The organism is Chitiniphilus shinanonensis DSM 23277, assembly GCF_000374805.1.
In the GTDB taxonomy this organism is placed as follows: Bacteria; Pseudomonadota; Gammaproteobacteria; order Burkholderiales; family Chitinibacteraceae; genus Chitiniphilus; species Chitiniphilus shinanonensis.
This window is the reverse complement of record NZ_KB895344.1, coordinates 17,658-30,776: the sequence shown is the minus strand read 5'-3', so window position 1 is coordinate 30,776 and position 13,119 is coordinate 17,658. Positions and strand designations below refer to the sequence as shown.

Annotated in this window: 12 protein-coding genes; all 12 read left to right on the top strand. The window is 68.1% G+C overall.

All coding sequences use genetic code 11. The features are described from left to right. Position 1 precedes the first annotated feature (1 nt). Complete coding sequence (mraY, locus tag C556_RS0111300; RefSeq protein WP_018748368.1) at positions 2-1,087, top strand: phospho-N-acetylmuramoyl-pentapeptide-transferase; 1,086 nt, start codon at positions 2-4, stop codon at positions 1,085-1,087. A gap of 44 nt (positions 1,088-1,131) precedes the next feature. Next, the gene (gene murD / locus C556_RS0111295) at positions 1,132-2,550 is read left to right on the top strand and encodes a UDP-N-acetylmuramoyl-L-alanine--D-glutamate ligase (RefSeq protein WP_018748367.1); all 1,419 of its coding nucleotides are present in this window, start codon (positions 1,132-1,134) and stop codon (positions 2,548-2,550) included. Next, positions 2,547-3,734 carry a putative lipid II flippase FtsW gene (gene ftsW, locus C556_RS0111290; RefSeq protein ID WP_018748366.1) on the top strand — a complete coding sequence of 396 codons (1,188 nt, stop codon included), beginning with the start codon at positions 2,547-2,549 and terminating at the stop codon, positions 3,732-3,734. Before murD ends, ftsW begins: the two co-directional genes overlap by 4 nt. Next, on the top strand, positions 3,731-4,807 hold the full coding sequence (gene murG, locus C556_RS0111285; protein ID WP_018748365.1) for an undecaprenyldiphospho-muramoylpentapeptide beta-N-acetylglucosaminyltransferase: 1,077 nt from the start codon (positions 3,731-3,733) through the stop codon (positions 4,805-4,807). Before ftsW ends, murG begins: the two co-directional genes overlap by 4 nt. Before the next feature lie 13 nt (positions 4,808-4,820). After that, the gene (gene murC, locus C556_RS0111280; protein ID WP_018748364.1) at positions 4,821-6,212 is read left to right on the top strand and encodes a UDP-N-acetylmuramate--L-alanine ligase; all 1,392 of its coding nucleotides are present in this window, start codon (positions 4,821-4,823) and stop codon (positions 6,210-6,212) included. A 2-nt stretch (positions 6,213-6,214) separates the two neighbouring features. After that, positions 6,215-7,126, top strand: a complete 912-nt coding sequence (locus C556_RS0111275; RefSeq protein WP_018748363.1) for a D-alanine--D-alanine ligase — start codon at positions 6,215-6,217, stop codon at positions 7,124-7,126. A 193-nt stretch (positions 7,127-7,319) separates the two neighbouring features. Then, on the top strand, positions 7,320-8,150 hold the full coding sequence (locus C556_RS0111270; protein WP_018748362.1) for a cell division protein FtsQ/DivIB: 831 nt from the start codon (positions 7,320-7,322) through the stop codon (positions 8,148-8,150). A gap of 70 nt (positions 8,151-8,220) precedes the next feature. Then, a complete protein-coding gene (gene ftsA / locus C556_RS0111265) occupies positions 8,221-9,453 on the top strand; it encodes a cell division protein FtsA (RefSeq protein ID WP_018748361.1) in 1,233 nt (410 codons plus the stop codon). A gap of 74 nt (positions 9,454-9,527) precedes the next feature. Then, the gene (gene ftsZ / locus C556_RS0111260) at positions 9,528-10,700 is read left to right on the top strand and encodes a cell division protein FtsZ (RefSeq protein ID WP_018748360.1); all 1,173 of its coding nucleotides are present in this window, start codon (positions 9,528-9,530) and stop codon (positions 10,698-10,700) included. A 259-nt stretch (positions 10,701-10,959) separates the two neighbouring features. Next, a complete protein-coding gene (gene lpxC, locus C556_RS0111255; RefSeq protein WP_026263012.1) occupies positions 10,960-11,874 on the top strand; it encodes a UDP-3-O-acyl-N-acetylglucosamine deacetylase in 915 nt (304 codons plus the stop codon). A gap of 263 nt (positions 11,875-12,137) precedes the next feature. Next, positions 12,138-12,323, top strand: coding sequence for a hypothetical protein (locus tag C556_RS0111250; protein ID WP_018748358.1), 186 nt, complete (start codon positions 12,138-12,140; stop codon positions 12,321-12,323). A 23-nt stretch (positions 12,324-12,346) separates the two neighbouring features. Continuing rightward, a complete protein-coding gene (locus tag C556_RS0111245; RefSeq protein WP_018748357.1) occupies positions 12,347-13,069 on the top strand; it encodes a 16S rRNA (uracil(1498)-N(3))-methyltransferase in 723 nt (240 codons plus the stop codon). Positions 13,070-13,119 lie beyond the last annotated feature (50 nt).

Sequence of the window (13,119 nt, the reverse complement as noted above, 5' to 3'; positions counted from 1 at the left end):
GATGCTGGTCTGGTTATTCGAATGGCTGGGCGAATCGATCCGCGCCTTCAACGTATTCAGCTACCTGACGCTGCGCGCCGTGCTGGCGATGATGACCGCGCTGGCGATCTCGTGGCTGCTCGGCCCACTGGTGATCCGCAAGCTGACCGAGATGAAGGTGGGTCAGGCGGTGCGCAACGACGGCCCGCAGACCCACTTGGTCAAGGCCGGCACCCCGACCATGGGCGGCACGCTGATCCTGCTGGCGATCGGCCTGACCACGCTGCTGTGGGGCGACCTGGGCAACAAGTACGTCTGGCTGACCCTGGTGGTCACGCTGGCCACCGGCATCGTCGGCTTCGTCGACGACTACAAGAAGGTGGCGCTGAAGAACCCGAAGGGGCTGTCGGCCAAGGCCAAGATGTTCTGGCAATCGCTGATCGCCATCGGCGCCGGGCTGTTCCTGGTGAACGTCGGCCAACTGCCGTCGCACACCGGCTTCATCATCCCGTTCTACAAGGAAATCCTCTATCCGTTCGGCGCGGTGGGTTTCTGCGTGCTGACCTACTGCGTGATCGTCGGCACCAGCAACGCCGTCAACCTCACCGACGGCCTGGACGGCCTCGCGATCATGCCCACGGTGTTCGTCGCCGGCGCGTTCTGCATCTTCGCCTACGTGGCCGGCAACGCCGTGTTCTCCAAGTACCTGGGCGTGCCGCACGTGCCGGGCGCGGGCGAGCTGATCATCTTCTGCGCCGCCATGGCCGGCGCCGGCCTGGGCTTCCTCTGGTTCAACGCCTATCCCGCCGAAGTGTTCATGGGCGACGTGGGCGCGCTGGCGCTGGGCGCCGGCCTCGGCACCGTGGCCGTGATCGTCCGCCAGGAGATCGTGCTGTTCATCATGGGCGGCGTGTTCGTGGTGGAAGCGCTGTCGGTGATGATCCAGGTCGCCAGCTTCAAGATCACCGGCAAGCGCGTGTTCCGCATGGCGCCGCTGCATCACCACTACGAACTCAAGGGCTGGAAGGAAACGCAGGTGGTGGTGCGTTTCTGGATCATCACCATCCTGCTGGTGATGGCCGGCCTCGCCACCCTGAAATTGCGGTAAGGCAACGATGTACATGAATCGGTTTTCTTCGACGCGAGGCGCACGTGGTCACTGCTAGCAGTTCGCCCTTCGCACCGCAGCCGGTCCTGGCCGAATCCCACGCCATCGTGGTCGGCCTGGGCGTCACCGGCCTGTCCGCCGCGCGCTGGCTCGCCGCGCAGGGCGCGCGCGTCACCGTGGCCGACAGCCGCGAGCAGCCGCCGGGCCTCGACACCCTGCGCCAGGAACTGCCGCAGGTGGCGCTGCGCCTGGGCGCCTTCGCCGCCGAAACCTTCGCCGACGCCGACCTGCTGGTGGTCAGCCCCGGCGTGCCGCTCGCCACCCCGGCGATCGACGCCACGGTGCGCCGCGGCGTGCCGGCGCTGGGCGACGTCGAACTGTTCGCCCGTGCGCTGGCCGGCAAGCCGGCCAAGGTGATCGCCATCACCGGCTCCAACGGCAAATCCACCGTCACCACCATGGTCGGCCAGATGTGCGAGGCCGCCGGCCTCAGGACCGTGGTCGCCGGCAATATCGGCCTGCCGGTGCTGGACGCCCTCGCCGCCACGCCGGACGCCGACGTCTACGTGCTGGAGCTGTCCAGCTTCCAGCTCGAAACCACCGCCACGCTGGCGCCGGACGCCGCCACCGTCCTCAACGTGTCCGAGGATCACCTCGACCGCTACGACGGCATGGCGCATTACGCCGCCACCAAGGCGCGCATCTTCCAGGGCCAGGGCGCGATGATCCTCAACCGTGAGGATGCCTACAGCCGCGACATGGGTCTGCCCGGCCGCCACGTGATCCGCTTCGGCCAGGACGCGCCGCGTCGCGCCGACGAATACGGTCTGGTCGCCGAGGGCGACGATTTCGCACTGCGCCTGGGCGACACCACGCTGATGCGCGCCAGCGAGCTGCCGGTGGCCGGCCTGCACAACGCCGTCAACGCGCTGGCCGCGCTGGCGCTGTGCCGCGCCATCGGGCTGGCGTCGGCGCCGCTGGTCAAGGCGCTCAAGCAGTTCAAGGGGCTGCCGCATCGCGTGGAATTCGTCGCCGACGTGGCCGGCGTGGGGTATTACGACGACTCCAAGGGCACCAACGTCGGCGCCACCGAGGCCGCGCTCAAGGGTATGGTCCGCCCGGTGGTGCTGCTGGCCGGCGGCGACGGCAAGGGCCAGGACTTCGGCCCGCTCAAGCCAGCGTGCGAACGCATCTGCCGCGCGGTGGTGCTGATCGGCCGCGATGGCCCGCAGATCGCCGCCGCGCTCCAGGGCGCGCACTCGGCCGTCGCCGGCGCCGCGTTGCCAGTGGTCGGCGAACCGACGCTGGAACAGGCGGTGCGCACCGCCGCCCGACTCGCCGCGCCCGGCGACGTGGTACTGCTGAGCCCCGCCTGCGCCAGCCTGGACATGTTCCGCAACTACCACCACCGCGCCGAAGTGTTCATCGACGCCGTGCGCGCGCTGGAGCCGGCAGCGCCATGAAGCACATCTTCTACCAGGCCCTGAGACGGTCCCGCCCCAGCATGCACGCCTACGATGTGGCACTGCTGTGGGGCGTGCTGATCCTGCTCGCCTTCGGCCTGGTGATGGTCTACTCGGCGTCGATCGCCATGGCCGAGGTCGACAAGGACACCGGCTACCGCAGCACCTACTTCCTGGTGCGCCACTCGGTGTTCCTGGTGCTGGGCCTGGCCGGCGGCTTCATCGCCTTCAACATCCCGACCAAGACCTGGCAGCAGTACGCGCCGCTGCTGTTCATCGTCGGCGTGATCCTGCTGGCACTGGTGCTGGTGCCCGGCATCGGCCGCGAGGTCAACGGCAGCCAGCGCTGGCTGTCGCTGTACGTGGTCAACCTGCAACCGTCCGAGCTGATGAAGTTCATCGTGGTGCTGTACGCGGCCGACTACACCGTGCGCAAGGCCGCGTTCATGGGTGGCGATTTCGTCGCCAGCATCACCAAGGGCCTGCTGCCGATGCTGGTGGTGATGCTGGTGGTCGGCGGCCTGCTGCTGCTGGAGCCGGACTTCGGCGCCTTCGCGGTCATCACCGCCATCGCGGTCGGCCTGCTGTTCCTCGGCGGCTTCGACTGGCGCCTGTTCGCCGGCCTGATCGCGCTGCTGGCGGTGGGCTTCGTCGGGCTGGTGGTCAGCTCGCCGTACCGCATGCAGCGCGTGCTCGGCTTCCTCGACCCGTGGCAGGACCCGTACGGCAAGGGCTACCAGCTCAGCCATTCGCTGATCGCCTTCGGCCGCGGCGAATGGACCGGCGTCGGCCTGGGCGCCAGCGTCGAGAAGCTGTCCTACCTGCCCGAAGCGCATACCGACTTCCTGATGGCCATCATCGCCGAGGAACTGGGCTTCGTCGGCGTGGCGGTGATCGTCTGCCTGTTCGCCTTCCTGGTGTTCCGCGCCTTCATGATCGGCGTGCAGGCCGCCAAGCTGGACCGCGCCTATCAGGCGCTGCTGGCGCAGGGCATCGGCATCTGGTTCGGCGTGCAGAGCGTGATCAACATCGGCGTGAACATGGGCCTGCTGCCCACCAAGGGCCTGACGCTGCCGCTGTTGTCGTTCGGCGGCTCCGGCATCCTGGCCAATCTGGTGGCGCTGGGCGTGCTGCTGCGGGTGGATTTCGAAAACCGCCAGGCGCTGCGGGGGTTCAAGCCATGAACCGCACCGTGATGATCACCACCGGCGGCACCGGCGGCCACATCTTCCCCGGCCTGGCCATCGCCCGCGCCTTGCAGGCGCAGGGCGTGCAAGTGTTCTGGCTGGGCACCCGCCGCGGCATGGAAGCCACACTGGTGCCGCAGCACGGCGTCGAGTTCGAAGCGCTGGATTTCGCCAGCGTGCGCGGTCGCGGCAGGCTGGCCCTGCTGCTGGCGCCGTTCACCATCGGCCGCGCGCTGTGCCAGGCCACCGGCGTGCTGCTGCGCCGCCGTCCGGACGTGGTGCTGGGCCTGGGCGGCTACGTGTCCTTCCCCGGCGCGCTGATGGCCGGCGCGCTGCGGGTGCCGCTGGTGGTGCACACCGCCGACGCCGTGGCCGGGCTGGCCAACCGCTGGCTGGGCCGGCTGGCCAAGCGGGTGCTGGCCGGCTTCCCCGCCGCCTTCGGCGCCGCCTACCCCAAGCCGGTGCAATGGACCGGCAACCCGGTGCGCGCCGAGATCGCTGCGCTGCCCGATCCCGACACCCGCTACGCCGGTCGCGAAGGCCCGCTGCGCCTGCTGGTGGTCGGCGGCAGCCTGGGCGCGCAGGCGCTGAACCAGGTGGTCCCGCAGGCACTGGCCAGGCTGCCCGAAGCGCAGCGGCCGCAGGTGATCCACCAGGCCGGCGCCAGGCAGATCGACGCGCTCAAGACCAACTACGACGCAGCCGGCGTGGCCGGCGATTGCCGCGCCTTCATCGACGACATGGCCGGCGCCTACGCCGAGGCGGATCTGGTGATCTGCCGCGCCGGCGCGGTCACCGTGGCCGAACTGGCGGTGGCCGGCGCGCCCAGCGTGCTGGTGCCGTACCCGTACCACAAGGATCAACAACAGTTGCAGAACGCCCGCTTCCTGGTCGAAGCCGGCGGCGCGCGACTCCTGGAACAGAAGGACCTCACACCGGACACCCTGGCCGCGATGCTGGCCGGACTGGACCGCGCCGAGCTGGCGCGGATGGGCCGCGCCGCGCGCGCGGTCGCCAAGCCCGACGCCACCGCCGAGGTGGCCGCCATTCTGGTCGAGCTGGCCGGTTGAACGAGACGACATCATGAAACACAAGGTCAAACGCATTCACTTCGTCGGCATCGGCGGTGTCGGCATGAGCGGCATCGCCGAGGTGCTGCTCAACCAGGGCTTCGAGATCTCCGGCTCGGACCTGGGCAGCAACGCCACCACGCAACGGCTGGCCGCCGCCGGCGCCACCGTGCACCAGGGCCACGCGGCCGGCTTCGTCGCCAACGCCGACGTGGTGGTGATCTCCAGCGCGGTCAAGCCCGACAACCCCGAGGTGGTGGAAGCGCACCGCCGCAATATCCCGGTGGTGCCGCGTGCCATGATGCTGGCCGAGCTGATGCGCCTGAAGCAGGGCATCGCCATCGCCGGCACCCACGGCAAGACCACCACCACCAGCCTGACCGCGTCGGTGCTGGAAGCGGCCGGACTCGACCCGACCTTCGTCATCGGCGGCAAGCTGCACGCCGCCGGCTCCAACGCACGCCTGGGCAGCGGCGAATGTCTGGTGGCCGAAGCCGACGAGAGCGACGCCTCGTTCCTGCTGCTGACGCCCATCATCGCCGTGGTCACCAATATCGACGCCGACCACATGGACACCTACGGCCACGATTTCGACAACCTGAAGAAGGCCTTCGTCGATTTCCTGGACCGTCTGCCGTTCTACGGCCGCGCCGTGCTGTGCGTGGACGACCCGACGGTGCGCGAGATCCTGCCGCGCGTCACCAGCCCGGTCACCACCTACGGCACCGGCGCCGACGCCATGCTGCGCGCCGAGAACATCGTCGAGGCCGGCACCCAGATGCGCTTCGACGCGGTGTGGGAAAACGGCGAACAGCGCCGCATCCCGATCACCCTCAACATGCCCGGCCGCCACAACGTGCTGAACGCGCTGGCCGCCATCGGCATCGCGCTGGAAGTGGGCGCCTCCGACGCCGCGATCCAGCGCGGCCTGGCCGAGTTCCAGGGCGTGGGCCGGCGCTTCCAGCGTTACGGCGAGGTGGCGTTGCCCGACGGCGGCAGCTTCACCCTGATCGACGACTACGGCCACCACCCGGTGGAAATGGCCGCCACGCTGGCCGCCGCGCGCGGCGCCTTCCCGGGCCGCCGCCTGCTGCTGGCGTTCCAGCCGCACCGCTACACCCGCACCCGCGATTGCTTCGAGGATTTCGTGAAGGTACTGAACACCGTGGACGGCCTGCTGCTGGCCGAGGTCTATGCCGCGGGCGAATCGCCCATCGTCGCCGCCGACGGCCGCAGCCTGTCGCGCGCGGTGCGCGTCGCCGGCAAGGTGGAGCCGGTATTCGTCGAGCAGATCGCCGACCTGCCGGACGCCATCGTCGGCGCCGCGCGCGACGGCGACGTGGTCATCACCATGGGCGCCGGCTCCATCGGCGGCATCCCCGCCAAGCTGGCAGGAGGCGCGTGACCATGGATCTCCAGCAGAAATACGGCAAGGTCGCGGTGCTGATGGGCGGCAGCTCCAGCGAGCGCGAAGTCTCGTTGATGAGCGGCAACGGCGTGTTGCAGGCGCTGCGCAGCCAGGGCGTCGACGCCCATGCCTTCGATCCAGCCGAGCAGCCGCTGACCGATCTGGTGGAACAGGGCTACGACCGCGCCTTCCTGATCCTGCACGGCGGCGAGGGCGAGGACGGCACCATCCAGGGCGCGCTGGAATACCTGGGCGTGCCCTACACCGGCTGCGGCGTGATGGCGTCGGCCATCAGCATGGACAAATGGCGCACCAAGCTGATGTGGCAGGCCCTGGGCCTGCCGGTGCCGGCTTACCTGCTGCTCGACGCCCGCAGCGATTTCGACGCGGTAATCCCCAAGCTGGGCTCGCCGGTGTTCGTCAAGCCGTCGAATGGCGGCTCCAGCGTCGGCGTCACCAAGTGCCGCAGCGCCGCCGAGATCCGCGCCGCCTACGAAGAGGCGGCCAAGTACGACCCGCTGGTGATGGTCGAGCAGGCGATCACCGGCGGGGAATACAGCTGCGCGGTGCTCGACGGCCAGGCACTGGCCACGGTGAAGATCGAGCCGGCCACCGATTTCTACGACTACGACGCCAAGTACTTCCGCGACGACACCGTCTACCGCTGCCCCGGCCTGACCGGCGAAGCCGAACTGCGCGCGCGCCAGCTCTCCGAAGTGGCCTATCGCGTGCTTGGCGCCGAAGGCTGGGCGCGCATCGACTTCCTGGCCGACGAAAAGGGCGGGATCTACCTGCTGGAACCGAACACCGCGCCGGGCATGACCAGCCACAGCCTGTTCCCGATGTGCGCCCGCGAGGCCGGGATCAGCTACGAGCAGCTGGTGCTGCGAATTCTGGATACGACGCTCTAAGGCGTCTTTTTGAAAACGATAGCGAGACAGGAAACCGTGATCCCAGCAACAAAAGAACCTCGTCAGGGCGTAGCGAGCGCGCGCCGGGCAAGGAGTCAGCAGCGCAGTCGCCGCAACGTACGTGCGTACGTGAGGACGACGAGCAGCGCACGACGCCGCATGGCGCGCGCGCAGTAGCCCTGGCGAGGTTCGAATGTGGGATAAGCCGCAATTGTTGCTGTGGTTCGCCAATCTGCTCACCGGCCTGGCCGCGCTGCTGCTGTTCTATTCGCTGGTGTTCCTGGCGGTGAATTCGCCGCTGTTCCCGGTGAAGCGCATCAAGGTGGACGGCGAACTGGAGCACGTGACGCGCGAGCAATTGCAGTACGTGATCAAGAACGAGCTGAAGGGCACGTTCTTCACGCTGAACCTGGACAAGACCCGCGCCGCGTTCGAGAAGCTGCCGTGGGTGCGCAAGGTAAGCGTGCGGCGGCGCTGGCCGGATCGGCTGGAAGTGAACATCGAAGAGCACGTGGCCATCGCCCGCTGGGGCAGCGTGGCCCTGCTGAATGCGTACGGCGAGCGTTTCGACGCCGCCTCGAACGACAAGCTGCCGGTGCTGGAAGGCCCCGGCGGCACGGAGAAACAGATGGTGGAAGGCTACCGCGCGCTGCAGGCGGCGCTGGCCCCGATCGACAAGCGCCCCGAGCACATCTGGCTGTCGGCGCGGCGCGCATGGCGCATGGAGCTGAACGACGGCACGGTGGTGGAGATCGGCCGCGACGACGCCCTGCCTCGCGTGCAGCGCTTCGTCACCGCCTACCCGAACTCGCTGGCGCTGATCGCGGAGAAGCACCCGTTCCAGTACGTGGACCTGCGCTACCCCAACGGCTTCGCGGTGCGGCTGCCGGGCTACACCCCGGCCGAAGCCCGCAAGCCGGGTGCGGCGGGCGTGCCCGCAGCCCCGCGCCCGGCGGCCCCAGCGGCCAGGCCGGCGGCACCGCAGCCGCCCGCGCCCCGGCCAGCGGCGGAGCATGCCGCATGAACACACACAACAGGATCGGCGGCATCGCCGCCGGACAGGCAACACGCAATCAAGGGAAAGAGGTCCGTCAGTGACTAGAGACAGCAAGAACCTCATCGTCGGGCTCGACATCGGCACCTCCAAGGTGGTGGCCGTTGCCGCCGAGATCATGGACGACGGCAAGCTGAACGTGGTCGGCCTCGGCTCGGCCGCCAGCCGCGGGCTCAAGCGCGGCGTGGTGGTCGACATCGAGAAGACCGTCAGCGCCATCCAGAGCGCGCTGGGCGAAGCCGAGCTGATGGCCGATTGCAAGATCCGCGAGGTATTCACCGGCATCGCCGGCAGCCACATCAAGGGCCTGAATTCGCACGGCATGGTGGCGATCAAGGACAAGGAGGTCACCCAGGCCGACATGACCCGGGTGATCGAGACCGCCAGCGCGGTGAACATCCCCACCGATCACCAGGTGCTGCACATCCTGGCGCAGGAATACGTGATCGACGGCCAGGAGGACGTGAAGGAGCCGCTGGGCATGTCCGGCGTGCGCCTGGAAGTGCGGGTGCACATCGTGTCCGGCGCGGTGTCGGCGGTGCAGAACATCACCAAGTGCGTTCGCCGCTGCGGCCTGGAGATCGCCGAAGTGGTGCTGCAACCGCTGGCGTCGGCCTACGCCGTGCTCACCGAGGACGAAAAGGACCTTGGCGTGTGCCTGGTGGACATCGGCGGCGGCACCACCGATCTGGCGGTGTTCATCGACGGCGCGATCCGCCACACCGCGGTGATCCCCATCGCCGGCGACCAGATCACCAACGACATCGCGATGGCACTACGCACGCCCACCGGCGAGGCCGAAACCATCAAGCTCCAGCACGGCGTGGCCTTGCGCCACATGACCGACCCGCAGGCCATGATCGAAGTCCCCGGGGTGGGCGAGCGCGGCTCGCGCCAGATGAGCCGCCACACCCTGGCCGAAGTGATCGAGCCGCGCGTCGAGGAACTGTACGGACTGGTGCAGGCGGAACTGCGCCGCGCCGGCTTCGAGGATCGCCTGTCCAGCGGCATCGTCATCACCGGCGGCGCGGCGCTGATGCCGGGCATGGTCGAGCTGGGCGAAGAGATCTTCCACATGCCCGTCCGCCTGGGCACGCCGAAATATGTCGGCGGGCTGGCGGAGGTCGTCAAGAACGCACGTTATTCCACCGCGGTCGGGCTGCTGCTGCTCGCCCGCGAGCAATACCAGCGGAATCCCGCCGGACGCATGAAGGATGGCTCGTTCGGCGAGTTGTTGGGGCGCATGAAATCGTGGTTCCAGAACAACTTCTAATACGTTCTTTTTTTGTCAGTTATTCAGTTTCGGGTCAGTAAGTAAGGTAGAATCGGGTCAAGAGGAGACACACCATGGCACTCACCATCGAAGTCCAAGAGGTCGCGCACCTCGTCAATATCAAGGTCATCGGCGTCGGCGGCGCCGGTTGCAACGCGATCAACAACATGATCGACCACCGCATGCAGGGCGTGGATTTCATCTCCGCCAACACCGACGCGCAGGTGCTCAAGCTGTCGCGCGCCGAAAACGTGGTGCAATTGGGCTCCGAACTCACCAAGGGTTTCGGCGCCGGCTGCAACCCGGACATCGGCCGCCAGGCCGCCGAAGAGGATCGTGAACGCATCGGCGAGCTGATCGAAGGCGCCGACCTGCTGTTCGTCACCGCCGGCATGGGCGGCGGCACCGGCACCGGCGCGGCGCCGGTGATCGCCCAGGTCGCCCGCGAGAAGGGCATCCTCACCGTCGGCGTGGTCACCAAGCCGGGCCTGGACGAAGGCGCCCGCCAGAAGGTGGCGCAAGCCGGCATCGACGAGCTGGCCCGCTACGTGGATTCGCTGATCGTGGTCTCCAACGAGAAGCTGGAAGAAGTGCTGGGCGAGGACGTGACCGTGGACGAAGCGTTCCGCGCCGCCGACGACATCCTGCGCAACGCCGTGGGCTCGATCGTCGAGATCATCCACTACCCCGGCCTGATCAACGTCGACTTCGCCGATGTGAAGACCGTGATGCGCGAGATGGGCATGGCGATGATGGGTTCGGCCCTGGCCACCGGCCCGGCCCGCGCCGTCGAAGCCACCGAAGAGGCGATCCGCTGCCCGCTGCTGGACAACATCAGCTTCAAGGGCGCGCGCGGCGTGCTGGTGAACTTCTCGGCCAGCCGTTCCACGCTGAAGAAGAGCGAAATCCGCCAGGCGCTGGAGATCATCAACCAGCACGTGGCCGACGACGCCCAGATCAAGCACGGCGTGGTGTACGACGAATCGCTGGGCGACTCGCTGCGCATCACCCTGATCGCCACCGGCCTGGGCGCCAAGGAGAACAGCAAGCCGTCGCTGTCGGTGATCCAGAACGAAAGCCGCAAGACGGGTACCGATGGCTTCAATGCCGAGGACTACGACACCCCCGCAATCTGGCGCTCGCGCCGTGGCGGCGGTGCGGCGGACAACGCGGCCTCGGGCGCGCGCCCGGCGTTGAACAACATCGATATGGATATTCCGGCTTTCCTGCGCCGCCAGGCCGACTGATCGGCGCTGGCGCTACTGCGCACGACCGGCGCTTTGTCGTCGGGCAGACTCAGGCTCCTCATGGACATCCAGTCCGTTCCGGGCCTTCGTCCACCCGACTTCGCGCTCCGGCCGCGCTCGCTATGCGCCAACACCGATTGGTTGCTGTTGGTCCGGCGCCCGGATAGGCTCGGCCGATCGGGAACATTGCGAGGTTCAATCAAGCCCAAGACCCGGGGCTGTTAGAATCGTAAGCAGTTACTGATTGGGAAAAGTGTCCATGTTTCAACAACGTACCCTGAAATCGACTGTACGCGCCGTCGGGGTCGGCCTGCACTCGGGCGATCGTGTCACGCTCGTGCTCAAGCCGGCGCCGGTGGACCACGGCATCGTGTTTCGACGCACCGATTTACCCGGATCGGCGCCATTCAGGGTGGGGCCCGCACTCGTCAACGACACGCGTCTCTCCTCGACGCTGGTCCAGGACGACGTGCGGGTGGGCACCATCGAGCACCTGATGTCGGCGTTTGCCGGCCTCGGCCTCGACAACGTCGATGTCGAGGTCGACGCCCAGGAGATGCCGATCATGGACGGCTCGTCCGCGCCGTTCATTTTCCTGGTGCAGTCGGCCGGCATCGTCGACCAGCCCGCGCCCAAGCGCTTCGTGCGCGTGCTCAGGCCCGTGGAGGTGCGTGAGGGCGACAAGTGGGTGCGCCTGGACCCGCACGAAGGCTACAAGGTGGCGCTGACCATCGACTTCCAGCACCCCGCGTTCAAGAAGTCGGCGCAGACCGTCTGCATCGACTTCGCCACCACCAACTACATCAGCGAGATCTCCCGCGCCCGTACCTTCGGCTTCATCCACGAGTTCGAATACATGCGGATGAACGGCCTGGCGCGCGGTGGCAGCATGGACAACGCCATCGTCATCGACGAATACCGCGTGCTGAACGACGGCGGCCTGCGCTTCGAGGACGAGTTCGTGCGCCACAAGGTGCTCGACGCCATCGGCGATCTCTACATCCTGGGCCACCCGCTGATCGCCGCGTTCTCCGGCTACAAGAGCGGCCACGCCATGAACAACAAGCTGCTGCGCACCCTGCTCGCCGACGAGGCCAACTACGAATTCGTCACCTTCGAAGACCGCGACACCGTGCCCAGCAGCTTCCACGACCTGCCGCCGTTGAGCATTTAGGCGGCGTTGAAACCCCAAATCTTGAAACACAGAGAACACGGAGAACACAGAGGGCCACGGAGAAGCCCGATCAAGAGGCCCTTCTAACCCGAGGCCGGGAATAGACAGGGGCAGCTATGGAAAGCCTGCACTCAACCGCCCAGGACACCCCTCGTTTTTCTCTGTGAAACTCCGTGTCGTCTGTGCTCTCTGTGTTTCAAGATTTGGGGTTTCAACGCACCCCCGCTGTTGGCAGCCAGCAGTTGATCGGCCATCATCGGGCCATGTTCGCTCTGCTGCGTTTCCTCGTCATCGTGCTGGTGCTGCTCGTCGGCTGGTCCGCGTTCAAGTACCAGCGCACTCGCGATCCATTCTGGCTGCGGCTGATCCGCTGGTCGCTGGCGGTGGCGCTGGTCACCGGCGTGGTCGGCGTGCTCGGCCTGATCGTGCAGCGACTGGCCGAAACCTGATTCCCCCACTTCCGTTCCCGCCCATGCCCCGCCTGTATCTCGACCTGCCGCTCGCCAGCGGCGCCAACCTGTCCCTGCCCGAAGAGGCCGCGCGCCATGTGCAGGTGTTGCGGCTGCAACCGGGCGATGCGCTGACGTTGTTCGACGGGCGCGGCGGCGAGTACGACGCCACGGTCACGCAGATGGGCAAACGCTCGGTGGAGGTCGCCGTCGGCGCGCATCACGCCGTCGGGCGCGAGTCGCCGCTGGACATCACGCTGGTGCAGGCGGTGGCGGCGGCCGAGCGCATGGACTACGCCATCCAGAAGGCCACCGAGCTGGGCGTCGGCCGCATCGCGCCGGTGAACAGCGCCTACACCCAGGGCCGCATGGCCGGCGAGCGCGCCGAGAAGCGTCGTGCCCACTGGCAGGGCGTGGCCGCCGCCGCCTGCGAGCAAAGCGGCCGCACCCGGGTGCCCGAGGTGGCCACGGTACGCGACCTGGCCGAGCTGCTGGCGACGCCGCCGCAGGCCGACCTGAAACTGCTGCTGTCGCCGCGCGGCGCCACCCGGCTCGCCGACCTGCCCGCGCACGCGGCACGCGTGGTGCTACTGGTCGGCCCCGAGGGCGGCCTGTCGCCCGACGAAGAAGCCGCCGCCGTGGCTGCCGGCTGGACCGGGCTGGTGCTGGGCCCGCGCGTGCTGCGCACCGAAACGGCCGGCGCCACGCTGATCGCGCTGCTCCAGGCGCGCTACGGCGATTTCTGACCCCGCCACGCCGCCGCGCCCGCGCCGATCCGCCCGCGCGTCCGGGCGGG

Bases quoted from the DNA above. Each gene is read 5' to 3' on its own strand.
- mraY (WP_018748368.1), top strand. From the start codon at position 2: ATGCTGGTCTGGTTATTCGAATGGCTGGGCGAATCGATCCGCGCCTTC.
- ftsW (WP_018748366.1), top strand. From the start codon at position 2,547: ATGAAGCACATCTTCTACCAGGCCCTGAGACGGTCCCGCCCCAGCATG.
- murG (WP_018748365.1), top strand. From the start codon at position 3,731: ATGAACCGCACCGTGATGATCACCACCGGCGGCACCGGCGGCCACATC.
- murC (WP_018748364.1), top strand. From the start codon at position 4,821: ATGAAACACAAGGTCAAACGCATTCACTTCGTCGGCATCGGCGGTGTC.
- C556_RS0111275 (WP_018748363.1), top strand. From the start codon at position 6,215: ATGGATCTCCAGCAGAAATACGGCAAGGTCGCGGTGCTGATGGGCGGC.
- C556_RS0111270 (WP_018748362.1), top strand. From the start codon at position 7,320: ATGTGGGATAAGCCGCAATTGTTGCTGTGGTTCGCCAATCTGCTCACC.
- ftsZ (WP_018748360.1), top strand. From the start codon at position 9,528: ATGGCACTCACCATCGAAGTCCAAGAGGTCGCGCACCTCGTCAATATC.
- lpxC (WP_026263012.1), top strand. From the start codon at position 10,960: ATGTTTCAACAACGTACCCTGAAATCGACTGTACGCGCCGTCGGGGTC.
- C556_RS0111250 (WP_018748358.1), top strand. From the start codon at position 12,138: ATGTTCGCTCTGCTGCGTTTCCTCGTCATCGTGCTGGTGCTGCTCGTC.
- C556_RS0111245 (WP_018748357.1), top strand. From the start codon at position 12,347: ATGCCCCGCCTGTATCTCGACCTGCCGCTCGCCAGCGGCGCCAACCTG.